This is a genomic window from Pseudomonas sp. DE0010, from assembly GCF_007680745.1.
GTDB lineage: Bacteria > Pseudomonadota > Gammaproteobacteria > Pseudomonadales > Pseudomonadaceae > Aquipseudomonas > Aquipseudomonas parafulva_B.
Genome location: NZ_VEJQ01000002.1, coordinates 89,530 through 115,670, shown reverse-complemented (window position 1 = coordinate 115,670; position 26,141 = coordinate 89,530). Strand labels below are relative to the sequence as shown.

The following is a 26,141-nucleotide window of genomic DNA, read 5'->3' as shown; positions in this document are numbered from 1 at the left end:
AGACTCTTTCTGTCAGAACCATAACGATCGGCAATGATAAGCAGGCTTGCGGACTACGCCAAACCTCCAATGCCCGGCGGCACGGACAAATGTTTCACATTATGTTGGTTAGGCTTTGGACCGCGAACCTGGGCTGCTTGTGCGGTCTAACCCGTAAATCGATCAAGGAAGCTTGCTTGTGAAATCACTGTTTGCCGTGCTGACGTTGTTGACGCTACCGGTGATGGCCGCCGAACCTACGCTGTACGGGCGCTACGAGAATATCGCGCTGCCGGAGATTGGCCAGACGCTCAAGGCCAAGATGGATACTGGCGCCTATACGGCGTCGCTGTCGGCCAAGGACATCGAGTTGTTCACCCGCGATGGGCAGGAGTGGGTACGTTTCCGCCTGGCGACCAAGGATGCCGACGGCAAGGTTTACGAGCACCAGGTCTCGCGTATCAGCAAGATCAAGGGCCGTGCCGATGACGAGGATGAGGGCGATACACCCGAGAGTGCCAAGCGCCCGGTGGTAGACCTGGAACTGTGCCTGGGAGACGTGAAGCGAACCGTGGAGGTCAACCTGGTGGATCGCAGCAACTTCAACTACCCGCTGTTGGTGGGTGCCAAGGCGCTGCGCGAGTTCAAGGGCGCGGTGAATCCGGCAAAACGATTCACCGCTGGCAAGCCTGACTGCTGATCATCGTTGCCTGAGCAGGCGCGTTGTTGCTGCCGCTCCACTGGCCGTCTGTCAGGCATCCGGTGCCGTTGCCACCATCGAAGGCCGCGTGCTCACCTCGGCATACCAGGCCGCCAGGCCAGGCTGGCGTTCACGCCAGCCGAACGTAGGCTGGCGCAAGTCCAGGTACCCCAATGCGCAAGCCACGCCGATCGCGGCCAAGTCGAACCCTGACATCAGCTCCGCCAGGTGGGCTTGCTCAAGGTTGGCCAGGCTGCGGCGGATCTTGTCCCCCTGCGCCTCCAGCCACCCATCCCAACGTTTCTCGACCGGTCGCACGAGCGTTTCGTAGCGGCTCGAGACGGCCGCATCCAGAATGGCATCCGCCTGGGAGACCAGCGTCATGCGTCGCCAGCGAGCAGAGCCTTCACGGGGCAGCAGCGGCAACCCCACATGTTGCTGATCCAGGTACTCGCAGATCACCCGGCTGTCGTGCAGCACGGTACCGTCTGCCAGGCGCAGCGCCGGAATCTTGCCAATCGGATTGCCGGCGTTGAGCTGCTCGTCCCCGTTGACCGGGCTGATGTTCACAGGCTCAAGTGCCACTCGGTCCAGTTGGCCGGTCTCGTGCAACACCACCATGACCTTGCGTACGAATGGCGACAGGGGCGAGTGGAACAGGGTCATGGTGCTCATGCTCAGTTTCCTTGCAAACTGGCCGGCATGCACACGCCCGTACCGCCGATACCGCAGTAGCCGTCCGGGTTCTTGGCCAGGTACTGCTGGTGGTAGGCCTCGGCGAAGTACACCGTCGGTGCCTGGTCGATTTCAGTGGTGATTTCGCCGAAGCCAGCCTTGCTCAGTTCGGCCTGGAAAGCGTCGCGGCTGGCCTTGGCCTGTTCCAGCTGTTCGGGGCTGGTGCAGTAGATGGCCGAGCGGTACTGCGTGCCGACATCGTTGCCCTGGCGCATGCCCTGGGTCGGGTTATGCAGTTCCCAGAACATGGTCAGCAGTTCACCGTAGCTCACTTTGCTCTTGTCGAAGACCACCAGCACCACTTCGGTGTGCCCGGTCAGGCCTGAGCAGACCTCTTCGTAGGTCGGGTTCGGCGTAAAGCCGCCGGCATAACCCACAACGGTACTGACCACCCCCTCACGCTGCCAGAATCGGCGTTCCGCGCCCCAGAAACACCCCAGGCCGAAAATCGCGAAATCCACGTCCTCGAAGAATGGCCCAAGCAGCGGCGTCTCCTTGAACACGTAGTGGAACTCGGGCAGGCTCATCGGCGTTTCGCGGCCAGGCAGGGCCTGCTCCGCAGTGGGCATGACATTTTTGTTCACCAGTATTTCCGAACGCAGGACCATGGCCGTTCCTCTGTGTCTATTCAGTTGGATAGCGTCAGGGCTATCGCCGACAAGTCCGCTCCCGATCACATGACCTGCGCGATCTGTGAGGACGGACCAGCCTGCGATGCAGCCCGAATGGTTTCTAGTGTGCCCGAGGTTTGCGCTGCTGTCAGGCGGCTGGGCCTCGCGGGTAGCGTTGCAGGCGCTCTGCCAGCTCTCGCCCCGGGATAGGCCGGTCAAACAGGTAGCCCTGCCCGATGTCACACCGGTGTCGACGCAGGAAACCCAGCTGCGCAGGAGTTTCAATGCCCTCGGCCACCACCTTCAGCTTGAGGTTATGGGCCATGGCGATCACCGCCGAGGTGATTTCCATGTCGTCCTGGTTGTCGGGGATGTCCTTGATGAAGCTGCGGTCGATCTTGAGGATGTCGATCGGAAACTTCTTCAGGTAGCTCAGCGAGGAGTAACCGGTGCCGAAGTCATCCATGGCCAGGGTCAGGCCCAATGCCTTGAGTTCGTCGAGTTGCCGGTGGGTGTCTTCACTGGCTTCGAGCAGCAACCCTTCGGTCAGCTCCAGCTCCAGTTGGTGCGCAGGCAAGCCTTCTTCCCCGATGATGCTACTGATCGAAGCGACCAGATCAGGGTCGGAAAACTGCTTGGGCGACAGGTTGATCGCAACATGCAGGTTGCCAAGCCCTGCTGCACGCAGTTCGTTGCTCATGCGGCACGACTGGCGCACCACCCATTTGCCGATGGGAATGATCAGACCGGTTTCTTCGGCCACGCTGATGAACTGGTCAGGGCGGATCATGCCCCGTTCGGGATGGTTCCAGCGCAACAGGGCTTCCAAGCCCAGCAGCCGGCCGCTGCGCAGGCACAGCTTGGGCTGATAGAACACCTCCAGCTCGTTCTGGGTCAATGCGCGGCGCAGGTTGTTCTCGACGAACAGTTTGTAGCTGGCTTCGGCGTTGAGGACCTCGGTGAACACCTGCACTTGGTGCTTGCCGTTGGCCTTGGCCTTGTGCAGTGCCAACCCGGCGTTTTTCATCAGGCTGGTGGGGTCGGCACCGTGCTGGGGAGCACTGGCCAGGCCCACCGATGCAGTGACATTGATCAGCTGGTTGTCGACGAACATTGGCTTGTCGAGGGTGCGCAACAATTGTTGCGCAACCCCCTGGCCGGCCTCCAGGCTGGTGTCGTCGAGCAACACGGCAAACTCGTTACTGGCAAATCGGGCCAGGATGCCGCCGGCATGCAGGCTGTTGCGCAGGCGCCTGGCCAGGCTGATGAGCAGCTTGTCGCCCGTGTGATGGCCCAGGCTGTCGTTGATGCGCTTGAAGTTGTCGATGTCCACCAGCAGCAGGCACATCGGATTCTGCACATCCCGGGCGAAGCATTCATCCAGGCTGCGGATGAACGCCGGACGGTTACCCAAGTTGGTCAGGTTGTCGGTGTAGGCCAGCCGCTCGATGCGCTGCTGCGCAAGCTTGCTCTGGGTGACATCTTCGTAGATGCCGATGTAATGGGTCAGCTCGCGGTTGTCACCATACACCTTGGAAATCGACAGCTGCCCCCAATAGGGCTCCAGGTTCTTGCGCCGGCTCTTGAATTCGCCCTGCCAGCTGTTACCCATGGCCAGGCTCGAAGGCGAGTCGAACAGCAGCTCGTTGAGGTTCTCAAGGGCGGGCAATTCACCCAGGTGACGCCCTTGCACTTCCTCGGTGCTGTACTGGGTGATGGCAGTGAAGCTCGGGTTCACATACTCAACCTGCCCATCCCGGTTCACCAACAGGAAGGCACTGGCGCTCTGCTCCACGGCGCGTTGGAACAGGTGCAGCGCACTGGCCGCCGCACGGCGGTTGTGATTGGTGATGACCTGGGCGAACTGGTCGGCCAGCTCACCGGCAAAGGCGATCTCATCGGACTGCCAGGCGCGTGGCTGGCCGGCCTGTTCCAGGCACAAGACGCCCACCACCTGTCCGTCGACGCGAATGCTGGCATCGAGCATCGCCTTGTTGCCAGGCCCCAGGCTCTGCATTAATGCACGTGTACGGGGATCGTGCCCGGCGTTGTGCGCGTCGATCGCACGGCTGGCATGCAGGGCCTCAAGGTAATCCGGGAAATGGCTGGCATCGATGGCCTCGGGTTGGCGGTGCGCTTGCACGTCGCTGTACCAGGCGGTGATCGGCTCAAGCCGTTGGCCTTCCAAGTGCCAGATACCGGCGCAGTCGATCTTGTAGATCTCACAAGCGCTACGGGTGATCAGCTCAGCGGCTTCGAGCAAAGAGTTCTCGGCGCTGTAGCGTTGACGGGCCAGGCGCAGGATGAGGTCCTGCTGGCTGCGCACGCGCTCCAGGTGCTCGAGCTGCTCACGCTGGGCACGCTGGTTCAGTTGCAGGGCCAACTGCAGGCGGTTGTTGCGTGACTCCAGGTCACTGGCGGTCTCGCCCGTGTCTTCCGGGTGATCGTCGAGTACGCTCAGGTAGCCACACAGCAACTGGCGGGCATGCTGTTTGAAAACTTCGCCGACCTCCAGCATGCGCACGGAGGCGCCTGGCGTGTGCAGGGTATAGCGCACGCGGTAATAGCCGCGTTGCGACAGTTGCAGCTGGATGTCGTCATGCAGTCGGTAGCGGGCCTCAGGTTCCATGAGGCTGGCGTAAGGGGCATCGACCAGCGCGCAGAGGTCACTGGCATGAACGCCGAACTGACGCTCGCAGGCCGGGTCCAGGTAGAGCAGCGACCAACTGGCTTCGTTGAGCCTTTCGAAGCGCAGCATGCCCAACCGCGAGGGCACGGGTAACTGCGTGACGACCTCGCCCGTCACACGGTTGCCAGCATCGGGTTGGCTTTTCATCGAAGACTCGCTTGAAGAGGGAACGCGCGCGTTGGACCGCGTCGAATCTGGCAAGGTTGCATCATGTCCCTATAGCTGGCAAGCGGCCACGTACGAAGCTGTAACAAGGTTATCGGCCGACGCCACGGAATCTGTAGGACGGCTGTTAAGTGCGGGTTTGCAGCGATGCTCGGCAACGCGGCCGTGCGTCGGGACCATCCTGTTCCCGCTCGGCGCCTACTTTGCTCCAGGCAAAAAAAGCCCCGTCAATCGACGGGGTTGAGGTACGAGCGTGGCAGCTCGAAAAAGAAGCTGCCCCTCACCAGGAGGGGCAGTGCGCTGCCTTACAGCAGCATGGTGCGAATATCGCCCAGGACATCGCCCAGACGCTTGGTGAAGCGCGCAGCGGCGGCGCCGTTGATCACACGGTGATCGTACGACAGCGACAGCGGCAGCATCAGCTTGGGCTGGAAGGCCTTGCCGTCCCAGACAGGTTGCATGGTCGCCTTGGAGACGCCCAGGATGGCCACCTCGGGGGCGTTGACGATCGGCGTGAAGCCGGTGCCGCCAATGTGACCAAGGCTGGAGATGGTGAAGCAGGCGCCCTGCATCTCGTCCGCCGACAGCTTCTTGGTGCGCGCCTTCTCGGCCAGTGCAGCCGCTTCGGCAGCCAGCTGCAGCAGGCTCTTCTGGTCGACGTTCTTGATTACCGGTACCAGCAGGCCATCGGGCGTGTCCACGGCAAAACCGATGTGCACGTATTTCTTGCGGATGACTGCTTTGCCGCTTGGTGCCAGCGAGCTGTTGAAGTCTGGCAGTTCCTTGAGCAGGAAGGCGCAGGCCTTGAGCAGCAGCGGCAGGACGGTCAGCTTGACGCCGGCCTTTTCTGCGACGGCTTTCTGGGCAACGCGGAAGGCTTCGAGCTCAGTGATGTCAGCGGAGTCGAACTGGGTAACGTGCGGCACGTTCAGCCAGCTGCGGTGCAGGTTGGCAGCACCGACCTGCATCAGGCGGGTCATGGCCACTTCTTCGACTTCACCGAACTTGCTGAAATCGACCACCGGAATTGGCGGAATGCCAGCGCCGCCGGTTGCACCGGCAGCTGCCGGCGCTTCCTTGGCCTTCTGCATCATGGCCTTGACGTAAACCTGCACGTCTTCTTTCAGGATGCGGCCGTGTGGGCCGGTCGCTGCCACGGCGCCGAGCTCTACGCCGAACTCACGGGCCAGCTGACGCACGGCTGGGCCGGCGTGCACCTTGGCGTTGCTGCCGGCCGCCGGGGCAGTTGCGGCTGGCGCAGGCGCAGCGGCAGCCGGGGCAGCAGCGGCAGGTGCAGCGGCGGGTGCGGCTTCGGTCTTGGCCGGTGCAGCGGCGGCCGGAGCCTGCGCTGGGGCAGGCGCTGCGCCTGCAATTTCCAGCTTAAGGATCAGGTCGCCGGTGCCCACTTCGTCATCAAGCTTGGCAATGACTTCCTTGACCACGCCAGCGGCAGGCGAAGGGATTTCCATGGAGGCCTTGTCGGACTCCAGGGTGATCAGCGACTGATCGGCTTCGACGGTATCGCCTGCCTTGACCAGCACTTCGATGATCTTGGCCTTACCCGACGAACCAATGTCCGGCACGTGGATATCCTGCACGCTAGCGGCAACCGGGGCGGCAGCGGGTGCTGGCGCGGCCTCGGCAGCAGGTGCCGGTGCGGCCGCTTCGGCCTGTGCTGGCTTCTGTTCGGCCGCAGGTGCCTCAGGGGCCGCATCAGCGGCACCTTCGGCTTCCAGAACCAGGAGTTCGTCGCCTTCTTTCAGGCGATCACCCAGCTTGACTTTCAGTTCCTTGACGATACCGGCCTTTGGCGCCGGAATCTCCATGGAGGCCTTGTCGGACTCCAGGGTCAGCAGGCTTTGGTCAGCCTCGATACGGTCACCGACCTTGACGAACAGCTCGATGATTTCACCTTCACCGCTGCCGATGTCAGGTACGCGAATGAGTTCGCTCACTTAAAAATACTCCTCAGCAGTCCAATGGGTTGCGCTTGTCCGGGTCGATGCCGAACTTGACGATGGCGTCAGCCACAACCTTGGGTTCGATCTCGCCACGGTCAGCCAGCGCTTCCAGGGCAGCCAGTACCACGAAGTGACGGTCTACTTCGAAGAAGTGACGCAGCTTCTTGCGGCTGTCGCTGCGACCGTAACCGTCGGTACCCAGGACCTTGAACTCTTTGCTCGGCACCCACTGGCGGATCTGCTCGGCGAACAGCTTCATGTAGTCGGTGGAAGCGATGACTGGCCCCTTGCGGCCGCTCAAGCACTGCTCGACGTAGGTCTGCTGTGGCTTCTGGCCAGGCTTGAGGCGGTTGGCACGTTCCACGGCCAGACCGTCGCGACGCAGTTCGTTGAAGCTGGTGACGCTCCACACGTCGGCACCGACGTTGAACTCTTCACGCAGAATCTTCGCCGCTTCGCGCACTTCGCGCAGGATAGTGCCCGAACCCATCAGCTGCACGTGGTGTGCGGCTTCGCGGGTGTCTTCCTCGAGCAGGTACATGCCCTTGATGATGCCTTCCTCGGCACCGGCCGGAATGGCTGGCTGCTGGTAGGACTCATTCATCACGGTGATGTAGTAGAAGATGTCCTGTTGCTCTTCGGTCATCTTCTTCATGCCGTCCTGGATGATCACCGCCAGCTCGTAGCCGTAGGTTGGATCATAGGTGCGGCAGTTCGGGATGGTACCGGCCATCATGTGGCTGTGACCGTCCTCGTGCTGCAAGCCTTCGCCGTTGAGCGTGGTACGGCCGGCGGTGCCGCCGATCAGGAAGCCACGGGTACGGCTGTCGCCAGCGGCCCAGGCCAGGTCGCCGATACGCTGGAAGCCGAACATCGAATAGAAGATGTAGAACGGCAGCATCGGCTGGTTGTGGCAGCTGTACGAAGTACCGGCAGCGATGAACGACGACATGGCGCCGGCTTCGTTGATGCCTTCTTCGAGGATCTGGCCTTTCTTGTCCTCGCGGTAGAACATCACCTGGTCCTTGTCGACCGGCTCGTAGAGCTGGCCAACCGACGAGTAGATGCCCAACTGGCGGAACATGCCTTCCATGCCGAAGGTACGGGCTTCGTCAGGGATGATCGGCACGATGCGCTGACCGATTTCCTTGTCCTTGACCAACTGCGCCAGGATGCGCACGAACGCCATGGTAGTGGAAATTTCGCGGTCGCCCGAGCCGTCCAGGATCGCCTTGAGGGTTTCCAGAGGCGGGGTCGGCACGCTGAAGCTCTTGGCGCGGCGCTGAGGCACGAAGCCGCCCAGGGCTGCACGGCGCTCGGCCAGGTAACGGGCCTCGGCAGAACCTTCTTCGGGCTTGTAGAACGGCAGGTTCTCCAGGTCCGCATCCTTGACGGGAATATCGAAGCGGTCACGGAAGTGACGCAGGCTGTCGACATCGACCTTCTTGGTGTTGTGCGCGGTGTTCTTGGCTTCGCCGGCACCGGTACCGTAACCCTTGATGGTCTTGGCCAGGATGACGGTAGGCTGGTCCTTGTGGTTGACCGCCTGGTGGTAGGCCGCATAGACCTTGTACGGGTCGTGGCCGCCACGGTTGAGCTTCCAGATCTCGTCGTCGGACAGGTCTTCGACCATGGCCTTGAGCTCTGGGGTGTTGAAGAAGTGCTCACGCACGTAAGCGCCGTCTTTGGCCTTGTAGTTCTGGTACTCGCCGTCGATGACTTCGTCCATACGGCGTTGCAGGGCACCGTTGGTGTCCTTGGCCAGCAGCGGATCCCAGAAGCGACCCCAGACCACTTTGTTGACGTTCCAGCCACCGCCGCGGAACACGCCTTCGAGTTCCTGGATGATCTTGCCGTTGCCGCGAACCGGGCCGTCGAGGCGCTGCAGGTTGCAGTTGATGACGAAGATCAGGTTGTCCAGCTTCTCGCGGCCGGCCAGGGCGATTGCGCCCAGGGATTCGGGCTCGTCGCACTCGCCGTCGCCCATGAAGCACCAAACTTTCTGCTTGCCTGCCGGAATGAACCCACGGGCTTCCAGGTACTTCATGAAGCGTGCCTGGTAGATGGCCTGGATTGGGCCCAGACCCATCGAAACGGTCGGGAACTGCCAGAAGTCAGGCATCAGCCAAGGGTGTGGGTACGAGGACAGGCCGTTGCCATCGACTTCCTGGCGGAAGTTGTTCATCTGCTCTTCGCTGATGCGGCCTTCCATGAAGGCGCGGGCGTAGACGCCCGGCGAGGCGTGGCCCTGGAAGAAGATCAGATCGCCGCCGTGCTCTTCGGTCGGCGCCTGGAAGAAGTAGTTGAAGCCGATGTCGTACAGGGTGGCGCTGGAGGCGAAGCTGGAGATGTGTCCGCCCAGGTCCGAGTCTTTCAGGTTGGTGCGCACGACCATGGCCAGGGCGTTCCAACGCACCATCGAGCGAATGCGGCGTTCCATGAACAGGTCGCCAGGCATGCGTGCTTCGTGGGTGACAGGGATGGTGTTGCGGTATGGCGTGGTGATCGCATATGGCAGCTGGGAGCCACTGCGGGTGGCCAGCTCGCCCATACGGGTCATCAGGTAATGAGCGCGGTCTTCGCCTTCTTTGTCGAGGACCGACTCCAGGGCATCCAGCCATTCCTGGGTTTCGATTGGATCGAGGTCTTGCATGGCTTGCTCCAGGGCGGAAAGGCAACCAGAATCGATTGCCTGAGATTGCGACTGGCCTTATGGGCAGACGTCGTGAATTCTTGGATTACCGGGATCTTCGTCCGGCGCCGTGTAGTTTTACTACATTTGCTTTCGCATTTCATGCTTTTGCGCGACAGGCACAGTAGTAAAACTACATTTGTGCGACGTTTGGTCGCATCCTGGCTTGTGAGGAAAAACGTTCATGTTGGTTGGCAATGTTCCACGAACGGGTAACTGTTGATGTTCCATGCCACGAATTCGATGTTTTCAGCTATTTCCAACTTTTGTATGACAGTCCAACCGTGGTCCGGCTTTCCCTTGGCCGCCTTTCCTCATCCATTTCACGCCGATCAAGGATAGCCCATGCGCCTGCCTTTGCCTTGCCTGCTGCCTGCCGTTCTTCAACCACTGACCCTGCGCAACCAACAGTTTCTGCACGAGGCGGTGGCCGCACACCCCGAACTGGACCTGGGCAGTTGGAGCGAGCGGCATGCTCGGCAGTTCGACCAGGTGGCGGCCGTCAGCGACTTCGTGCTGACCCAGGTGCAGCGCGACCCGGGCCTGCTCTGCGGGCTGATGCGCAGCGGCGAGCTGGAGCGGGGCTACGGGCCAGGCGAGCTGCGCGGCCATGTTGCCAAGGTTGCCCAGGCGGCGCAAAGCGAGGACGAGCTTGCCCGCAACCTGCGTCGCGAGCGCAACCGCCAGCAGGTACGCATCATCTGGCGTGACATCACCCGCCAGGCCGATCTCGGTGAGACCTGCCGCGATCTCTCCGACCTGGCCGATGCCGCCATCGACGAGGCCTACCAGTGGTTGTACCCACGGCACTGCCAGCAATTCGGCACGCCGATCGGCAACCGCAGCGGCCACCCACAACACATGGTGGTGCTGGGCATGGGCAAGCTCGGAGCACGCGAGCTGAACCTCTCCTCGGACATCGACTTGATCTTCGCATTCCCCGAAGGCGGCGAAACCGAAGGCGTGAAACGCTCGCTGGACAACCAGGAGTTCTTCACCCGCCTGGGTCAGCGCCTGATCAAGGCCCTGGACCCGGTCACTGTCGATGGCTTCGTGTTTCGCGTCGACATGCGCCTGCGCCCTTACGGGTCGTCCGGTGCACTGGTGCTCAGCTTCAACGCGCTGGAACAGTATTACCAGGACCAGGGCCGCGACTGGGAACGCTATGCCATGATCAAGGCACGGGTAGTGGCAGGCGATCAGGCCGCCGGCGCCCAGTTGCAGGACATGCTGCGCCCGTTCGTCTACCGGCGGTACCTGGATTTCTCGGCCATCGAAGCCCTGCGCACCATGAAGCAGCTGATTCAGCAGGAAGTGCGGCGCAAGGGCATGGCCGACAACATCAAGCTGGGAGCAGGCGGCATTCGCGAAGTGGAGTTCATCGCCCAGGCCTTCCAGCTGATTCACGGCGGTCGCGACCTCAGCTTGCAGCAGCGGCCTCTGCTCAAGGTGCTGGCTACCCTGGAAGGCCAAGGCTACCTGCCCCCTGCCGTGGTCACCGAGCTGCGGGAGGGTTATGCATTCCTGCGCTACACCGAGCACGCCATCCAGGCCATTGCCGACCGCCAGACGCAGATGTTGCCGGAGAACGAAACCGATCAGGCCCGTGTCGCCTACATGCTGGGCTACGCCGACTGGCAAGCCTTCGAGGCTCAACTTGGCCAGTGGCGTGAGCGCATTGACTGGCATTTCCGGCAGGTCATCGCCGACCCCGACGAAGACGAAAGCGAAAGCGAGTTGGTGGTCGGCGGTGAATGGTCGCCGTTGTGGGAGCAGGCCCAGGATGAAGAGGCTGCTGGCCGTCAGCTGGAGGAGGCCGGCTTCAAGCTGCCGGGCGAGGCCTTGCGGCGCCTGGCGGCCCTGCGCGCCAGCCCGCAGCTGCGTTCGATGCAGCGCCTTGGGCGCGAGCGGCTGGACGCCTTCATTCCGCGATTGCTGGCCCAAGCGGTCGAGCACGAGAACCCCGACCTGGTGCTTGAGCGGGTACTGCCGCTGGTCGAGGCCGTGGCCCGGCGCTCTGCCTACCTGGTATTGCTCACCGAGAACCCCGGTGCCCTGCGCCGTCTGCTGACCCTGTGCGCCGCCAGTCCATGGATTGCCGAGCAGATCGCACGCTACCCGTTGCTGCTCGATGAGTTGCTCAATGAAGGCCGCCTGTTCAGCCCGCCCCTGGCACCGGAGCTGGCCAGCGAATTGCGCGAGCGCCTCACGCGCATTCCGGAAGATGACCTGGAACAACAGATGGAGGCGCTGCGTCATTTCAAACTGGCGCACAGCTTGCGCGTGGCCGCCTCGGAAATCAGTGGCAACCTGCCGTTGATGAAGGTCAGCGACTACCTGACGTGGCTAGCCGAGGCCATCCTCGACCAGGTACTTGCCCTGGCCTGGCGCCAGACCGTTGCCCGCCACGGCCAACCGATGGGAAGCGACGGCATTCCCTGCGACCCGGGGTTCGTCATCATCGGCTACGGCAAGGTTGGCGGCCTGGAAACGGGCCATGGGTCGGACCTGGACCTGGTGTTCATCCACGATGGCGACCCCCAGGCCGAAACCGACGGCGCCAAGCCTATCGACGGTGCGCAGTTCTTCACGCGACTGGGGCAGCGCATCATTCACCTGCTGACCACCCAGACCAACTCGGGCCAGCTGTATGACGTGGACATGCGTCTACGGCCCTCAGGCGCCGCGGGCCTGTTGGTCAGCTCGCTGGGCGCTTTCGAGCGCTACCAGCAAAGCGAGGCCTGGACCTGGGAGCACCAGGCACTGGTCCGTGCCCGCGTGCTGGTGGGCTGCCCGCGGGTTGGACAGGCGTTCGAGAGGGTGCGGGCGCAGGTGCTGGGGCAACCCCGCGACCTTGAGAAGCTGCGTATCGAAGTCAGTGAAATGCGCGCCAAGATGCGCGCCAGCCTTGGCACGAAGGCCACTGTCGCCGGCACCGCACCCAACGCCTTCGAGCCGGGTATGCCCTTTGACATCAAGCAGGATGCGGGCGGTATCGTCGATATCGAATTTATGGTGCAATACGCCGCTTTGGCTTGGTCCCATGACCACACGGGCCTGGTTCGATGGACCGATAACATCCGCATTCTGGAAGAGCTGGAGCAAGTGGGGCTGATGCCTGTCGCCGACGCGGTGTTGCTGCGCGAGGTGTACAAGGCATTTCGCTCGGCCTCTCACCGCCAGGCGCTGCAGAAGCAGGCCGGGGTGATCGATGCCGCGCAGTTTGCCGATGAGCGCCGCCAGGTGCGGCGTATCTGGAGCGAGCTCGGCCTGAGCTGAGCCCAGTCGAGGCGGCTCCTCAGGGTGAGGATCCGCCGTGAGTGAGGCGTGAAGCAGCCCCGGTGTTACACTGTCGGCCACATAGCCTGAATATAAAGAGGGGAGGCCGGGCTGAATTGCAGCCTGTCGCCTCCCCGAGCGTTTCTGGACCTAGCATGAGAATACTGATCATTGGCCCCAGCTGGGTCGGCGACATGGTGATGGCGCAGACCTTGTTCCAGTGCCTGAAACAGCAGCACCCCGACTGCGTGATCGATGTGCTGGCCCCCGAATGGAGCCGGCCAATCCTCGAGCGCATGCCCGAGGTGCGCCAGGCCTTGAGCTTCCCGCTCGGCCACGGTGCGCTGGAACTGGCCACACGGCGGCGCATCGGCAAGTCGCTCAGCGGTCAGTACGACCAGGCCATCTTGTTGCCCAATTCGCTGAAATCGGCGCTGGTACCGTTCTTTGCCGGTATCCCCAAACGCACCGGCTGGCGTGGCGAAATGCGTTTCGGTTTGCTCAACGATGTCCGCAAGCTGGACAAAGCGCGTTACCCGTTGATGATCGAGCGCTTCATGGCCTTGGCCTATGCCCCCGGTGCCGAGCTGCCAAAGCCCTACCCCCAGCCCAGCCTGCAGATCGAGCCTCCCAGCCGTGAAGCGGCTCTGACCAAGTTCGGCCTGGAGCTCGACCGTCCGGTGTTGGCGCTATGCCCAGGCGCTGAGTTCGGCGAAGCCAAGCGCTGGCCGGCCGAGCACTATGCCGCCGTGGCCGATGCCATGATCCGCCAGGGGTGGCAGGTCTGGCTGTTCGGCTCGAAAAGCGATCACCCGGTGGGTGAGCAGATCCGCGACCGGCTGATCCCTGGGCTACGCGAAGAGTCCGTGAACCTGGCCGGTGAAACCTCCCTGGCCGAGGCGATCGACCTGATGTCCTGCGCAGACGCCGTGGTCTCCAACGATTCCGGGTTGATGCACGTGGCAGCGGCGCTCAATCGCCCGCTGGTCGCCGTGTACGGCTCCACATCGCCTGGTTTCACACCGCCGCTGGCCAGCCAGGTCGAGGTGGTGCGCCTGGGCATCGAATGCAGCCCGTGTTTCGATCGCACCTGCCGCTTCGGTCACTACAACTGCCTGCGTCTGCTCGAACCCGGCCAGGTCATCGCCGCGCTGACCCGCCTGGGCGGTGCGAACATCATCGACGTGCTGACCGAGGTCGACTAAGTGCGGGTACTGATCATCAAGACGTCCTCGCTGGGTGATGTGATCCACACGCTGCCAGCGCTCACCGATGCAGCCCATGCCATCCCCGGCATCCGCTTCGACTGGGTCGTCGAGGAAGGTTTCGCCGAGATACCCAGCTGGCATCCGGCGGTCGATCAGGTCATTCCGGTGGCCATCCGTCGCTGGCGCAAGCACCTCTGGCAGACCGTCCGCAGCGGCGAGTGGAAGGCCTTCAAGCAGCGCCTGCGCGAGCGCCAGTACGACCTGGTGATCGATGCCCAGGGCTTGGTCAAGTCAGCATGGCTGACCCGCTACGTGAAGGCACCGGTCGCAGGCCTGGACAGGTATTCGGCCCGTGAAGGCTGGGCCAGCCGCTTCTACGACCGACGCCTGTCGGTTGCGGTCGGCCAGCATGCCGTCGAGCGCGTGCGCCAGCTGTTCGCCATGGCACTGGCCTATGACCTGCCCGAGGGCATCGGCCGTTACGGCCTGGACCTTGAACGCTTGCAGTTGCCGCCGGCAGCGCCCTACGTGGTTTTCCTGCACGGTACCACCTGGGCTACCAAGCACTGGCCCGAGGCCTACTGGCGTGAGCTGGCCGAGCGCATGGGCCGGCGCAGGCTGGAAGTGCGCCTGCCCTGGGGCAACCCGGCCGAGAAGGCCAGGGCCGAGCGCATCGCCCAAGGCTTGAACCATTGCCAAGTGCTGCCCAAATTGAACCTGGCCGGCGTCGCACGGGTGCTGGCCGCTGCAAAGGCCTGCGTCGCCGTCGATACCGGCCTGGGCCACTTGGCCGCAGCCCTCGATGTACCGACGCTTTCGCTGTTCGGCCCGACCAACCCGGGCCTGACCGGCGCCTATGGACGGACCCAGATCCACCAGGCCAGTGACTGGCCGTGCGCACCCTGCTTGCAGAAGAAGTGCACCTACAAACCGAGCGCCGAAGACCTGCGCCGGTACGATCTGAACCGCGAGTGGCCACTGTGCTTCACTCGCCTGAATCCCGAGCATGTAGCGAGCCGCCTGAGCGCGCTGCTGCTGGCTGAGGATGTCCGTTGATGCAACTGGCTTTCGTACTTTACAAATACTTCCCCTTTGGCGGCCTGCAGCGCGATTTCATGCGCATCGCCCTGGAATGCCAGCAGCGCGGCCACCAGATCCGCGTCTACACGCTGATCTGGGAGGGCGATATTCCGCCAGGTTTCGAAGTGCTGGTGGCGCCGGTCAAGGCGATCTTCAATCACCGGCGCAATGAGAAACTCACCGCCTGGATGCAGGCCGACCTGGCCAAGCGTCCGGTGGACCGGCTCATCGGTTTCAACAAGATGCCAGGGCTGGATGTGTACTACGCCGCCGACGGCTGCTTCGAGGACAAGGCGCAGAACCTGCGCAGCGACCTGTACAGGCGCTGGGGCCGCTACCGGCATTTCGCCGAATACGAGCGGGCGGTGTTCGCCAAGGAGGCCGGTACCGAGATCCTGATGATCTCCGAGGTGCAGCAGCCGCTGTTCATCAAGCACTACGGCACGCCGGTCGAGCGTTTTCACCTGCTGCCGCCGGGCATCTCCCAGGATCGTCGGGCACCGCCCAACGCCGCTGAAATCCGTGCCGACCTGCGCAGGGAGTTCGACCTGGCCGAGGATGCGTTGCTGATCGTGCAGATCGGTTCAGGGTTCAAGACCAAGGGCGTGGACCGCAGCCTCAAGGCGTTGGCGGCATTGCCCACGGCCTTGCGCAAGCGCACCCGATTGCTGGTGATCGGTCAGGATGACCCCAAGGTCTTCCAGTTGCAGAGCGCGACGCTGGGCCTGGGCGACCAGGTGCAGTTTCTCAAGGGGCGCAGCGATATCCCGCGCTTCCTGCTGGGCGCCGACCTGCTGATCCACCCGGCCTACAACGAGAACACCGGTACCGTGCTGCTCGAAGCCCTGGTCGCGGGCTTGCCGGTGCTGGTGTCGCGCGTGTGCGGCTATGCCCACTACATCGCCGAGGCCGACTGCGGTCTGGTGCTGGACGAGCCGTTCGAGCAGGAGCAGCTTAACCGCTACCTGCAGCGTATGCTCGATGACCCCGCGGCGCGGGCCGACTGGTCGCGCAACGGCCTGGCGTATGCCGATACGGCCGACCTTTACAGCATGCCGCAGCATGCCGCCGATGTGATCCTAGGGCAGGAGGGGGCATGAAGTTGATCGTGGCAGAGCCCTTCAAGCGGCTTTGGGCGGGGCGCGATGCCTTCGAGGCGGTAGAAGCGCTGCAAGGCGAAGTCTATCGGGAACTCGAAGGGCGCCGTACCCTGCGTACGGAGGTCGCCGGCGAAGGCTTCTTCGTGAAGATCCATCGTGGCATCGGCTGGGGCGAGATCTTCAAGAACCTGCTCACGGCCAAGTTGCCGGTACTGGGCGCCGGCCAGGAGTGGCAAGCCATCGAGCGCCTGCACCAGGTCGGCGTGCCAACCATGACGGCCGTGGCCTTCGGCGAGCGGGGCGGCAACCCGGCCACCCAGCACTCCTTCATCATCACCGAGGAACTGGCGCCGACCGTCAGCCTGGAAGACTTCAGCATCGACTGGCTCCGGCAGCCGCCTGCGCCACGCCTCAAGCGTGCCCTGATCGCGCGCGTGGCCGAGATGACCGGTGGCATGCACCGTGCCGGCGTCAACCACCGGGACTGCTACATCTGTCACTTCCTGCTGCACACCGACCGGCCGGTGACGGCCGATGATTTCAAGCTGTCGGTGATCGACCTGCACCGCGCCCAGACACGCCCCGCCATCAGCCGCCGCTGGCGTAACAAGGACCTGGCCGCACTGTACTTCTCAGCCCTGGACATTGGCCTGACCCAACGCGACAAGCTGCGTTTTCTGCGCAGCTACTTCCAGCGCCCGCTGCGTCAGGTCATGAAGGACGAAGCTGCACTGCTCGCCTGGCTTGAGCGCAAGGCGCAGAAACTCTACGACCGTAAACAACGCTATGGGGATGCACTCTGATGGCCAGTTGGACACTGGCGCCAGGTTACGAGCACCTGGCGAAGGATTTTGGCAGCCTCGAGGCGGTATTCGCCGTTCAGGGCGAACGCCTGACCCGTGATCCGCTCAGCGAGGTGGTGCGTGTCGAGCGTGAAGGCGTCAACTATTACGTCAAGCGCTACACCGGCGCTGGCAAGCACATGCGCCGCTACCTGGGCCGCCCACGTATCAAGGCCGAATGGCAGAACCTCAAGCAGTTCGCCAAGTGGGGCATTCCCACGGCCGAGGTGGTCGCCTGGGGGCTCGAACGCAATGGCCTGGCGTTCGGCCGTGGCGCGATGATTACCCGCGAGCTGCCCAACACCGAGGACCTCTCGGCGCTGGCCGAGCGCAACGATGCCCGCCTGGCCGATCGCGCCTGGGTGGACCACATCAGCCGCCAGCTGGCACGCCATACCCGGGTAATGCACGAGCACCGCTTCGCCCATAACGATCTGAAGTGGCGCAACCTGTTGGTCGATGACCAAGGGACGCTGTTCTTCATCGACTGCCCCACAGGTGATTTCTGGCGCGGGTTCATGTGGCGCCATCGCCTGATCAAGGACCTGGCCTGCCTGGACAAGGTCGCCAAGTACCACCTTTCGGCAACCCAGCGCCTGCGCTTTTACTTGCAGTACCGAGGCCGCGACCGGCTGAACGCCCGGGACAAGAAGCGCATTCGTCAGGTACTGGGCTTTTTCGAGGGAAGGGAATGACCGACTATATGGCCAGTGCAGACCGTGCCTTGCTCCAGCGCCATGGCCTGGACGACTTCGAGGCGCTGTGGGCACTCGAACTCGACGCGGTGGACGAGCCCAATACCGGCCGCGGCGGTTGGAGCAGCGTTTACCGCCTGGAACTCGAGGGCAAGGGCTATTACCTCAAGCGCCAGAGCAACTATCTTACCCGCAGCCTGCACAAGCCCTTTGGCGAGCCGACCTTCGCTCGCGAATTTCGCAATATCGTTCGCTACCAGAAGCTGCACATTCCTGCGTTGGAAGCCGTGTTCTACGGCGAGCGCAAGCAAGGTGGCCAGCATCGGGCCCTGTTGATGACCCGCGCGCTGGACGACTGGCGCGACCTCGACAGCCAGTTGCTGCAATGGCCCGAACTCGATGCATCGGTACGCAACGGCATGCTCCAGGCATGCGGCCAGTTGGCGCGCACACTGCACGGTGCTGGGCAGGTACATGGTTGCTTCTATCCCAAGCACATTTTTCTGCGTAAGCGCAAAGAAGGCTGGGACGCGCAGTTGATCGACCTGGAGAAAACCCGTCCCTTGCTCTTTGGCATGCGTGACCGCCTCAAGGACCTCGAGCCCTTGCTGCGCCGAGCGCCGGTATGGAGTGACGGCGAGATACGTACATTGCTGGCAGCCTACCTCGCACAACCCATCGACAGCACGCTGGTCGAAACCTGGGTCAACCGCCTGGTACAACGCCGTCATCACAAGGAGGCGCGCTGATGCAGCTTTCCGAGCTGAAAGGGGCAGGTCGTAGCCCATCGCTGCCGCTTGCCATCAACCTCGCCGATGCCGCTGGTAGCGCTGAGCTGCAATTGCTCAGCCTGCTGCGCGTGCTGCCGGGCCAGCGTTATGTGGGGGCCGGGGTGTGGCGTGGCAGGCCGGTACTGGCCAAGTTGCTGGTGGGCAGCAATGCCGCGCGTCACTTCCAGCGTGAGCTGCAAGGGGTAAAGCTGCTCGCGGCGCAGGGGCTGACCACGCCGGTACTGCTCGCCGATGGTCTGGTGGAGGGTGAGGGCGGCTGGCTGTTGTTCGAGTACCTCGATGGCGCGCAAAGCCTGGCCGATGCCTGGTCCGCGGTCGAGCACCTGCCTGTGCTCGCCGATGAGCAGCAGCAGGTACTGGGTGAGGCCCTGGCGGTCGTGGCGCAGATGCACCGGCGGGGGCTGTGGCAGGAAGACCTGCACCTGGACAACCTGCTGCGTCATGCAGGCAAGCTGTACCTGATCGATGGGGCCGGTATCAAGGCTGAAACGCCAGGCCAGCAGCTTTCGCGCCCTCGCGTACTGGAAAACCTGGGTGTGTTCTTCGCGCAGCTACCCAAGCGGCTGGAGCCGTTCACCGAAGAGCTGCTGGTGCATTACCTGTTGGCCAATGCCGAGCACGCATTGCCCATGGAGGCCTTGCAGAAGCAAATAGACAAAGTCCGCGCCTGGCGCCAGCGCGACTTTTTGGAAAAGGCCGGCCGCGATTGTAGCCTGTTCAGTGTCGAGCGCAGCTTGACCGCGCTGCAGGCGGTGGTCCGTAGCGAAGCCCAGGCCCTGTTGCCAGTGCTTGAACAGGCGGATGAACTGATCGACCGTGGGCACCTGTACAAGACTGGCGGCGCGGCCAGCGTGGCACGGGTCGAGGTGGATGGCCGCAAACGGGTCATCAAACGCTACAACATCAAGAACACTGTCCATTGGCTCAAGCGCTTCTGGCGACCGAGCAGGGCCTGGCACTCATGGATCGAAGGGCATCGCCTGTCGTTTCTCGACATCGCTACCCCGCGCCCACTGGCGGTGCTGGAACAGCGAGTGCTGGGATTGCGCACGCGTGCCTACCTGGTCACCGACTACATCGACGGCCCCGACCTCATCGAATGCTTTGCACCCTTCGTCGAGCAGGGCGATGCGCCGGCCGAACAAGTAGAAGCCTTGGTGCAGCTGATGCAGCAGCTGATCCGCGAGCGCATCAGCCATGGTGACTTCAAGGGGCACAACCTGTTCTGGGATCAGGGTCGGTGGTCGCTGATCGACTTGGACGCCGTGTGCCAGCACAGCAGCCAGGGCAGCTTCGCGCCGGCCTTCGCTCGGGACCGGGCGCGGCTGCTGCGCAATTGGCCGGCTGAAAGTGCCTTGTACCAACGGCTGGATCAGGTGCTGCCCACGTTGACGGCATAAGCGGCAGGCAGAGCCAGCCAGTCGCTGCTTCGACCCGGTTGGCGCACGCGTATGCGCCACTGGCCATCGCGCCAGCGCAGGATTGCCCATGCGGTGGTGGTGGTCGCGGCAGGCTGTCCGGGTATCAGCAGATGGTAGTGATCGGCTAGCAGGTGGGCACGCACGGGCAAGGCATGGCCGCCAGCGAGCAAGTACGGTTGACCGTCACTTTCGTACAGCTCATTCGACCTTTGCAGTGGGATCCCGTCCGGGGTTGCGGGAAGCTGGCAGTGTTCCAGCAATGCGGTGAGATCTGGCAGGCCGTCGTGCCACAGGATGGGTGAGTCGACGATCCAATCGCCTTCAGCGTTCCGTCTGACCGCCACTTTGCTGTAGGCATCGGGTTGTCTTGGGTCTGTGGCACGCCAGCGATAACCGTCGAACGCTACCTGGTAGTACCGGCCTTGCTTGTCCTGAATGTAGTAAAGGGCCAGCCCTGCTCGCTCGGATGGCTTTTCATACACGCCTTCGCTATGGATGCCATCGATTCGGTAACGCAACTTGGCGGTGTCCGGGCGTACCTGGAAGGTGGGCGGTAGCATCAATGGCGGGGTAGGGGGCATGGCGCGAATGGCGCGCCTGATTACTGTCGTGCCGCCGATGCTGTTGATGCCGTCGCTCATATGGGTAAAAGCCTCCACCATATGCTTGAGCACGCCTACCCGATCCTCCTTTTCCAGCGCTTCAAGGCTGTCCAGCACGCTCAGCACCGCGCGGGCGAATGCCAACGGCGCCAGGCCACGCACCGGAATCACGAAGCTGACCAAGTCGAGCATGATCCACAGCGCATGCAGGCTGGCCTCGCCCAGCAGCTCCAGCTTGGTGTTGGTGCTGGCATCGACCGTCGACATGAACGCGCGGACCTCTGCCAGATAACAGGCATGCAAAAAATTGCCGGAGATGACTGGGCGACTCAGTCGTTGAGCGAGCCCGCCCTTGCTCAACAGGCGCTCGACGGTTTTGCGCCGAGCCAGTGGCATGCGGTCCATCACGTAAGTGCGTAGATCCGGGCTGGCGCGAAGCGATCGGAGCATCGCACGCGCATTGGCGTATTCGCGCCAAGGCCTGCGATCCGGTGCATCTGGCGCATACACCAGAAAGCGCTGCATTTGCGGTGTTTCAGGCGTAATCAGCAGCACCCCCTGTACAGTGTGCCCGGCAATCAGCAACTGCCGCACACACAGGCGGTTCTCTTCCACCAGGGGGCGCCAGTCGCTGTCGGGGTAGTTGAGTACGGCCCTGCTCCAGCGATAGCCCTGTTCGAGCGGGTCGGGTATGAAGTGGCCGGCATAGCGGGCCTTGGCGGCCTCTGCCCGCATGCGGGCACGGTTGATTCGCGCATGTGCATCCCGTCGCCACTGGCCTTGCGCCAGGTCGATCAGGTGGCTGCGCAGGAAACGCGAATAGCTGTCGCCGACATTGAGTTCACGGACCATCTGCCGAACCTGCGCAGGGGACAGGCCTTGAATGTTCGTCTCGTCCTTATGGTGGACGCGAGCGGTCAGCCAGTAGTCCAGGTCCATCAAGCCCACGTTCAGCAATGCCAGCTGATCCAGGCTGTAGGTTTGCCTGACCAACTCAACGGTGTCGCCTGTCTGCGGCCGGCTAGCGATGGGGATATAGCTGCTGGGCTGACCGGGAGGCATCACCGGGCCGGTCTGACGGGCAATGGTGACACTGATGAAGATCTGTTCGGGTGCCAGATCGAGTTGGTGGTTCAATCTCAGGCGCTCGCTGAGGCGGGCACGGGTCCACTGCAGCAAACTGTTACGTTCGGTGAACTGTTCAAGCGTAGGAATGCCCGGCGCTGCGGCCTGATCGATGGCCACGATCAGCTCCTGCATCGTCTGCATGATATGCGTGAGCCCTTGAGTGGAGGTTTTCTTGAGCCAGGCGGGGGCATGTTTTTCAAGCAGCAGGCCATAACGCGTCGGCAGCGCTGCCTTGCTGGTCACCCAAGGCAGCAGGTCTGCGGCCTTTGCCAGGCGTTCGGCGAACCCAGGTTGATCCACGGGTTGGCTGCCCCATACCTCGTTCAATCGCCCATGCTGGGCATCGATCAAGGCCTGGATCTGGACGTCCACAAGATCGTCGGGCAGCCAGTCGTAACGCAGTCGCTGTGCGTTATGGGCGCGGTCGGCATCACCCGGCGCCAGCAGCGTGAGCATCGGCTGACTTTGCAGGGGATCATCCAGCCGCTCGCACAGCTCCAGGTGCAGGCTCTGAACATCGGCGAACGCTTCGATGCCGTGGGAGAGGCTGCATAACAAGGCAGGGCCGCTGACCGCATCGCCCGTCATCATCTGCCCCTCGACACTGCCTTGTACAAGCAGTACGGCGCCTGGCAAGTAGGCCCGCCAGTTGGGTCGTGAGCAGTCGAGCAGCAGGCGATAGAGCTGTGGACGCTTGGACGCCTCGATGCCTTGGCGAGCCCAGGACATGGGGTGGTCAAGGCACGTCTGTAACAGCGATGCCGCCAGAGGCTCCAATGTTGCGTCAGCGATGCGCAGGTCCATTTCGGCCTGAAGCTGTTGTCGCCGAAGCGCAATGAGCCGAGTACGGCGGTTGTTGCCTGTTGCGTCCGGCAGGTTCCAGTAGTCTGCAAGCGCGCCGAAGAACTGTTGCCGGCCCGCCAACGGTGGAAGCTGCAGGTCGGGTGAAGGCAGGTGGGACAACAGGGCAGTGATTGCAGCGTCGAATGACTCGAAATGTTGCAAGGGTGAGACGGATGACATGGTGCGAGCTCCTTTAGAGAGATCGCGAGCCTGGGCGATATGGCAAAGACATGCGTGCTAGCCCGCTACCGCCATCACGCAGTAAGGCGCGGCTGCCAGGCCACGCCACCGTTGCCTATAGACCGTGGCGCTGGGCCATCCGGCGTCGCCAGTTGTGCAGGCATTGCTCAAGTTGCGCCGGGCTCTGGATGTGCTGGCGGCGCGCCTGGCTCAACAGAATCAACGCCAGCTCGGCGGTCACCTGTGCGTCGGCGCTGGCGTGATGACGCGCCTGTACCTGCAGCCCGAAACGCGCCACCCAGTCATCGAGCCCGGCCTCTCGCAACACCGTGTCGGGATTGAGCATGGGTGCCATCTCGGCCACATCGAGGAAGGGTATTTGCAGACGATAACCCAGGCTCTGTTTGAGGGCCCGTGCAAGCATGCGTTCGTCGAATGGCGCGTGGAACGCCAGTACCGGGCTGGTACCAATGAACTCGAGCAGGTCAAGCAGTGCGTGCCCTGGGTCGCAGCCCGCTGCCAAGGCGCTTGGGCCCAGGCCGTGTATCAGGACGCTGGGGTTGGTTTTCTGCTCAGGTCGGTACAGGGTTCGCTCGAACTGCTGCGAGAAGTCCAGCGCCCCGTCTTCGATAGCCACTGCGCCTATGGACAGCACTTGATCGCGGTTGGTGTTCAGGCCGCTGGTTTCCAGGTCAAGCACCACCCAGCGCTGCTCGCGCAGCGTGCAGGTGCCAAGCGCAGTGGGTGCAGGCAAGGCCGCCAGGCGTTCACGCTGCGAAAGCGCTAGCTGCGGAGCATGGGGACGCAGCCATGCGAACAGGCTCACAGCTGGTACCGCATGGCCAGGCTGCTTTGCAACCGCTGAGCCTGGCGCAGGGACTCGCGCAAGATGCGCCGGTCCAGGTGATTGAGGCTATCTGGGTCCAGGCGGTTGGAGTAGGCCAGGTGCTCGCGTGCCTGGCGTTGATGTTGCTGCATGCGGGTCTGTTGGATGAAATGGTACGCCTCTTCGTAGGCGGCGCCGTCCAGTGGGTCGATCACGCCCTTGCCCACCAATTGGCGAATGCGCTCCAGGGTATTGCAGGCGCCGATCCCGTGGGCCAGCGCCAGCACACGTGCGCCGTCGACAAAGGGCGTCAGGCCCTGAACCTTGAGGTCCAGCGTGCCAGCCTTGTCAGTGCCCTGGCGGGTCAGCACGAAGTCGCGCAGACGGCCCACAGGCGGGCGTTGGCGCAGGGCATTGTCAGCCAGCATGCGTTGGAAGATACGGTTGTCGGCTATCTGCTTCAGCAATGTGCTGCGCAAGGCCTCGCAAGTGTGCTCATCGCCCCAGACCACCCGCAGGTCGAAGTAAATGCTCGAGCCCAGGAGGTTTTCCGGGCTCGCGTCACGCACGAAGCCGGCAAAGCGCCGTGACCACTCGCTGTGCGACAGGCACAGCGCAGGGTTGCCGGCCATGACATTGCCCTTGCACAGCGTAAAACCGCACTGCGCCAGGCATTGGTTGATGTACTGCGCCAACGGTAGCAACTGCGCCCGAATGGCCTGGGCTTCGTTGTCATCGGCCGCGTCGAAAACAATGCCGTTGTCCTGGTCGGTGTGCAGGGTCTGCTCGCGCCGCCCCTCACTGCCAAAACAGAGCCAACTGAATGGCACCCCCGGATCGCCACGCTCTGCCAGCGCCAGTTCGATGACTCGGCACACCGTGTGGTCGTTGAGCAAGGTGATGATTTGGGTGATCTGCGTAGAGGAAGCACCGTGTGCGAGCATGCGCTCGACCAACTGGCTGATTTCGCCTCGCAGGGAAACGAGGGTGTCCAGGCGCGGCGCATGACGAATGGTACGCGCCAGGTGGACAAGGTCTACCCGCTGCAGGGAAAACAGATCGCGCTCGGACACCACCCCACACAATCGCCGGTTCTCCACCAGGCAGACGTGCGCGATGTGTCGCTCGGTCATTGCCATGGCGGCATCGAAGGCACTTGCCTGGGGGCTCAGGTAGAACGGTGCGGCGGTCATGTGCCGCGCCACGGGTGCACCCAGATCGGCATCGGCTGCGGCCACCACCTGGCGCAGGTCGCGCAAGGTGAAAATGCCCATGGGCTGGCGCTGCCCATCGACGATCACGATCGAGCCAACCTGCTGCTCATGCATCAGCCGTACGGCTTCGCGCAGCGGAGTCTCAGGGGCGCAGGCCACGGGATGACGCATGGCCAGTTCGCCCAGCGGTGTATTCAGGGAGTACTGGGTGCCCAGGGTCTGCACCGCCTGCTGACGGACTTGTTGGTTGACCTGGTCCAGCAGACTGCTGACCCCTCGCAAGGCGAAATCGCGGAACACTTCGGAGAGGGAAAAGACGCGGATGAATGCCGCTTTGTTCAGTTGCAGGCAGAAGGTGTCGTCACCGGCCAGGTGCTCCGTACGCGTTGCTCGCTCGCCGAGCAAGGCTGCCAATGGAAAACACTCGCCATGGGTAATCTCGAACGTGGTCTCAACCCCCGGCTTGACCAAGTGCTGCCGTTCACCGACGACGCGGCCCTGCTTGACGATGTAGAAATACTCAACCGGTCCGTCGCTTGGCTTGATGATGCTTTCGCCGCTGGCGTAGAAGCGCAGTTGGCACTGCTCGACCAGGTAGGCCAGATGGCTCTGCTCCATCTGGTTGAAGGGTGCAAAACGCTGCAGGAATTGCAGGGTGCCTTGAATGTTCTGCAGCACCGCAGTTCTACCCGCTTGCTGGTAGGCGTCTTTTTTACTCATCGACCTGACCGTATCGCTACGCCGAACTATATATATCTATCTATAGGGTCGGCTTTGTTGTTTTCGGCGTTCATGGTCGACCTGCAGGGGGCTTGGTGCCCATTGGACGTAAGTCTAGGACGCAACCACGTCAATAATCCGACGAAAGGTAAATTGGGTGTCGAAAAATTCGCGGTCTTACCTGTAGAGCGAATGGATACGAGACGACAATGTCTGAGCACACCGACATTTTGAGCGACGCAGAGCGCGCGGCACTTGCTGCTGTGAGTGCGCCACCGCCTGCCCGGCCGGTGGTGCTCGTGGTCGACGACAATCCGGTCAACAGCGAAGCCTTGATGTTGTACCTCAAGAGCAAGGGTATCGACGGCATGACGGCCGATGGCGCCCAGGAGGCGCTGTTCAAGCTCCATTATGAACCTCGGATCGCGCTGATGATCACCGACCTGCGGATGCAGCCTAAGGATGGGCTGTACCTTATCCACAAGGTGCGCGAGATGCCGGAGGCGGATCGGGCCGCGCTTTCGATCATCGTGGTATCAGGCGATACCGATGTGAAAGAGGCCGTTGATGTAATGCACCTGGGGGTTGTGGACTTTCTGTTGAAGCCCGTGGACCTCACGAAGCTGCTCGAACTGGTGAAGCGCGAACTGAAGATGGCCTGACGCGCAAGCGGGGCCCTA

At 62.8% G+C, this 26,141-nt stretch carries 18 protein-coding genes; 10 read left to right on the top strand and 8 right to left on the bottom strand.

The annotated features are described in order from the left end of the window. Positions 1-178: 178 nt before the first annotated feature. Positions 179-679 carry an ATP-dependent zinc protease gene (locus FS767_RS02095; RefSeq protein WP_058602983.1) on the top strand — a complete coding sequence of 167 codons (501 nt, stop codon included), beginning with the start codon at positions 179-181 and terminating at the stop codon, positions 677-679. 51 nt (positions 680-730) lie between these two features. Here FS767_RS02095 and FS767_RS02090 read toward each other — a convergent pair whose 3' ends face one another. The 5 genes from FS767_RS02090 to aceE form a co-directional block, all read right to left on the bottom strand. Continuing rightward, a complete protein-coding gene (locus tag FS767_RS02090; protein ID WP_144964026.1) occupies positions 731-1,354 on the bottom strand; it encodes a glutathione S-transferase in 624 nt (207 codons plus the stop codon). A 2-nt stretch (positions 1,355-1,356) separates the two neighbouring features. Next, positions 1,357-2,022, bottom strand: coding sequence for a peptide-methionine (S)-S-oxide reductase MsrA (gene msrA, locus FS767_RS02085; protein ID WP_058639072.1), 666 nt, complete (start codon positions 2,020-2,022; stop codon positions 1,357-1,359). A gap of 151 nt (positions 2,023-2,173) precedes the next feature. After that, the gene (locus FS767_RS02080) at positions 2,174-4,861 is read right to left on the bottom strand and encodes a bifunctional diguanylate cyclase/phosphodiesterase (protein ID WP_144964025.1); all 2,688 of its coding nucleotides are present in this window, start codon (positions 4,859-4,861) and stop codon (positions 2,174-2,176) included. Positions 4,862-5,184: 323 nt separating this feature from the next. Beyond that, the gene (gene aceF, locus FS767_RS02075; RefSeq protein ID WP_144964024.1) at positions 5,185-6,834 is read right to left on the bottom strand and encodes a dihydrolipoyllysine-residue acetyltransferase; all 1,650 of its coding nucleotides are present in this window, start codon (positions 6,832-6,834) and stop codon (positions 5,185-5,187) included. Positions 6,835-6,847: 13 nt separating this feature from the next. Next, a complete protein-coding gene (gene aceE, locus FS767_RS02070; protein WP_058602988.1) occupies positions 6,848-9,493 on the bottom strand; it encodes a pyruvate dehydrogenase (acetyl-transferring), homodimeric type in 2,646 nt (881 codons plus the stop codon). Positions 9,494-9,877: 384 nt separating this feature from the next. Between aceE and glnE the strand changes: the two genes are divergently transcribed. The 8 genes from glnE (at position 9,878) to FS767_RS02025 (ending at position 19,927) form a co-directional block, all read left to right on the top strand. After that, entirely contained in the window at positions 9,878-12,811 is a 2,934-nt protein-coding gene (gene glnE, locus FS767_RS02060) for a bifunctional [glutamate--ammonia ligase]-adenylyl-L-tyrosine phosphorylase/[glutamate--ammonia-ligase] adenylyltransferase (protein WP_144964023.1), read from the top strand. 155 nt (positions 12,812-12,966) lie between these two features. Continuing rightward, complete coding sequence (gene waaF, locus FS767_RS02055; RefSeq protein ID WP_144964022.1) at positions 12,967-14,016, top strand: lipopolysaccharide heptosyltransferase II; 1,050 nt, start codon at positions 12,967-12,969, stop codon at positions 14,014-14,016. Beyond that, the gene (gene waaC / locus FS767_RS02050) at positions 14,017-15,075 is read left to right on the top strand and encodes a lipopolysaccharide heptosyltransferase I (RefSeq protein ID WP_058602991.1); all 1,059 of its coding nucleotides are present in this window, start codon (positions 14,017-14,019) and stop codon (positions 15,073-15,075) included. It abuts the gene before it with no gap. After that, a complete protein-coding gene (locus FS767_RS02045) occupies positions 15,075-16,199 on the top strand; it encodes a glycosyltransferase family 4 protein (protein WP_058602992.1) in 1,125 nt (374 codons plus the stop codon). The genes waaC and FS767_RS02045 overlap by 1 nt, the downstream gene beginning before the upstream one ends. Beyond that, positions 16,196-17,002, top strand: coding sequence for a lipopolysaccharide core heptose(I) kinase RfaP (gene rfaP / locus FS767_RS02040; protein ID WP_058602993.1), 807 nt, complete (start codon positions 16,196-16,198; stop codon positions 17,000-17,002). Before FS767_RS02045 ends, rfaP begins: the two co-directional genes overlap by 4 nt. Next, positions 17,002-17,736: a lipopolysaccharide kinase InaA family protein gene (locus FS767_RS02035; RefSeq protein ID WP_058602994.1), complete on the top strand. Its 735-nt coding sequence runs from the start codon at positions 17,002-17,004 to the stop codon at positions 17,734-17,736. The genes rfaP and FS767_RS02035 overlap by 1 nt, the downstream gene beginning before the upstream one ends. After that, positions 17,733-18,485, top strand: a complete 753-nt coding sequence (locus FS767_RS02030) for a lipopolysaccharide kinase InaA family protein (RefSeq protein ID WP_144964021.1) — start codon at positions 17,733-17,735, stop codon at positions 18,483-18,485. Before FS767_RS02035 ends, FS767_RS02030 begins: the two co-directional genes overlap by 4 nt. Continuing rightward, on the top strand, positions 18,485-19,927 hold the full coding sequence (locus FS767_RS02025) for a lipopolysaccharide kinase InaA family protein (protein WP_144964020.1): 1,443 nt from the start codon (positions 18,485-18,487) through the stop codon (positions 19,925-19,927). Before FS767_RS02030 ends, FS767_RS02025 begins: the two co-directional genes overlap by 1 nt. Here the strand turns inward: FS767_RS02025 and FS767_RS02020 are convergent. The 3 genes from FS767_RS02020 to FS767_RS02010 all read right to left on the bottom strand — a co-directional run bounded on the left by FS767_RS02020 (position 19,900) and on the right by FS767_RS02010 (position 25,461). Continuing rightward, on the bottom strand, positions 19,900-22,701 hold the full coding sequence (locus FS767_RS02020) for a dermonecrotic toxin domain-containing protein (RefSeq protein WP_144964019.1): 2,802 nt from the start codon (positions 22,699-22,701) through the stop codon (positions 19,900-19,902). The two genes, FS767_RS02025 and FS767_RS02020, sit on opposite strands and share 28 nt — an antisense overlap. A gap of 115 nt (positions 22,702-22,816) precedes the next feature. Further along, positions 22,817-23,527 carry a PolC-type DNA polymerase III gene (locus FS767_RS02015; protein WP_058602998.1) on the bottom strand — a complete coding sequence of 237 codons (711 nt, stop codon included), beginning with the start codon at positions 23,525-23,527 and terminating at the stop codon, positions 22,817-22,819. Beyond that, entirely contained in the window at positions 23,524-25,461 is a 1,938-nt protein-coding gene (locus FS767_RS02010) for a DUF294 nucleotidyltransferase-like domain-containing protein (RefSeq protein ID WP_144964018.1), read from the bottom strand. Before FS767_RS02010 ends, FS767_RS02015 begins: the two co-directional genes overlap by 4 nt. Positions 25,462-25,670: 209 nt before the next feature. Between FS767_RS02010 and FS767_RS02005 the strand changes: the two genes are divergently transcribed. Next, positions 25,671-26,123, top strand: coding sequence for a response regulator (locus FS767_RS02005; protein WP_144964017.1), 453 nt, complete (start codon positions 25,671-25,673; stop codon positions 26,121-26,123). Positions 26,124-26,141 lie beyond the last annotated feature (18 nt).

Coding starts and splice junctions, on each gene's coding strand:
- FS767_RS02080 (WP_144964025.1), bottom strand. CDS start 4,861: ATGAAAAGCCAACCCGATGCTGGCAACCGTGTGACGGGCGAGGTCGTC.
- FS767_RS02020 (WP_144964019.1), bottom strand. CDS start 22,701: ATGTCATCCGTCTCACCCTTGCAACATTTCGAGTCATTCGACGCTGCA.
- waaF (WP_144964022.1), top strand. CDS start 12,967: ATGAGAATACTGATCATTGGCCCCAGCTGGGTCGGCGACATGGTGATG.
- FS767_RS02090 (WP_144964026.1), bottom strand. CDS start 1,354: ATGAGCACCATGACCCTGTTCCACTCGCCCCTGTCGCCATTCGTACGC.
- FS767_RS02045 (WP_058602992.1), top strand. CDS start 15,075: ATGCAACTGGCTTTCGTACTTTACAAATACTTCCCCTTTGGCGGCCTG.
- rfaP (WP_058602993.1), top strand. CDS start 16,196: ATGAAGTTGATCGTGGCAGAGCCCTTCAAGCGGCTTTGGGCGGGGCGC.
- glnE (WP_144964023.1), top strand. CDS start 9,878: ATGCGCCTGCCTTTGCCTTGCCTGCTGCCTGCCGTTCTTCAACCACTG.
- FS767_RS02025 (WP_144964020.1), top strand. CDS start 18,485: ATGCAGCTTTCCGAGCTGAAAGGGGCAGGTCGTAGCCCATCGCTGCCG.
- FS767_RS02010 (WP_144964018.1), bottom strand. CDS start 25,461: ATGAGTAAAAAAGACGCCTACCAGCAAGCGGGTAGAACTGCGGTGCTG.
- aceE (WP_058602988.1), bottom strand. CDS start 9,493: ATGCAAGACCTCGATCCAATCGAAACCCAGGAATGGCTGGATGCCCTG.
- FS767_RS02005 (WP_144964017.1), top strand. CDS start 25,671: ATGTCTGAGCACACCGACATTTTGAGCGACGCAGAGCGCGCGGCACTT.
- FS767_RS02035 (WP_058602994.1), top strand. CDS start 17,002: ATGGCCAGTTGGACACTGGCGCCAGGTTACGAGCACCTGGCGAAGGAT.
- FS767_RS02030 (WP_144964021.1), top strand. CDS start 17,733: ATGACCGACTATATGGCCAGTGCAGACCGTGCCTTGCTCCAGCGCCAT.
- msrA (WP_058639072.1), bottom strand. CDS start 2,022: ATGGTCCTGCGTTCGGAAATACTGGTGAACAAAAATGTCATGCCCACT.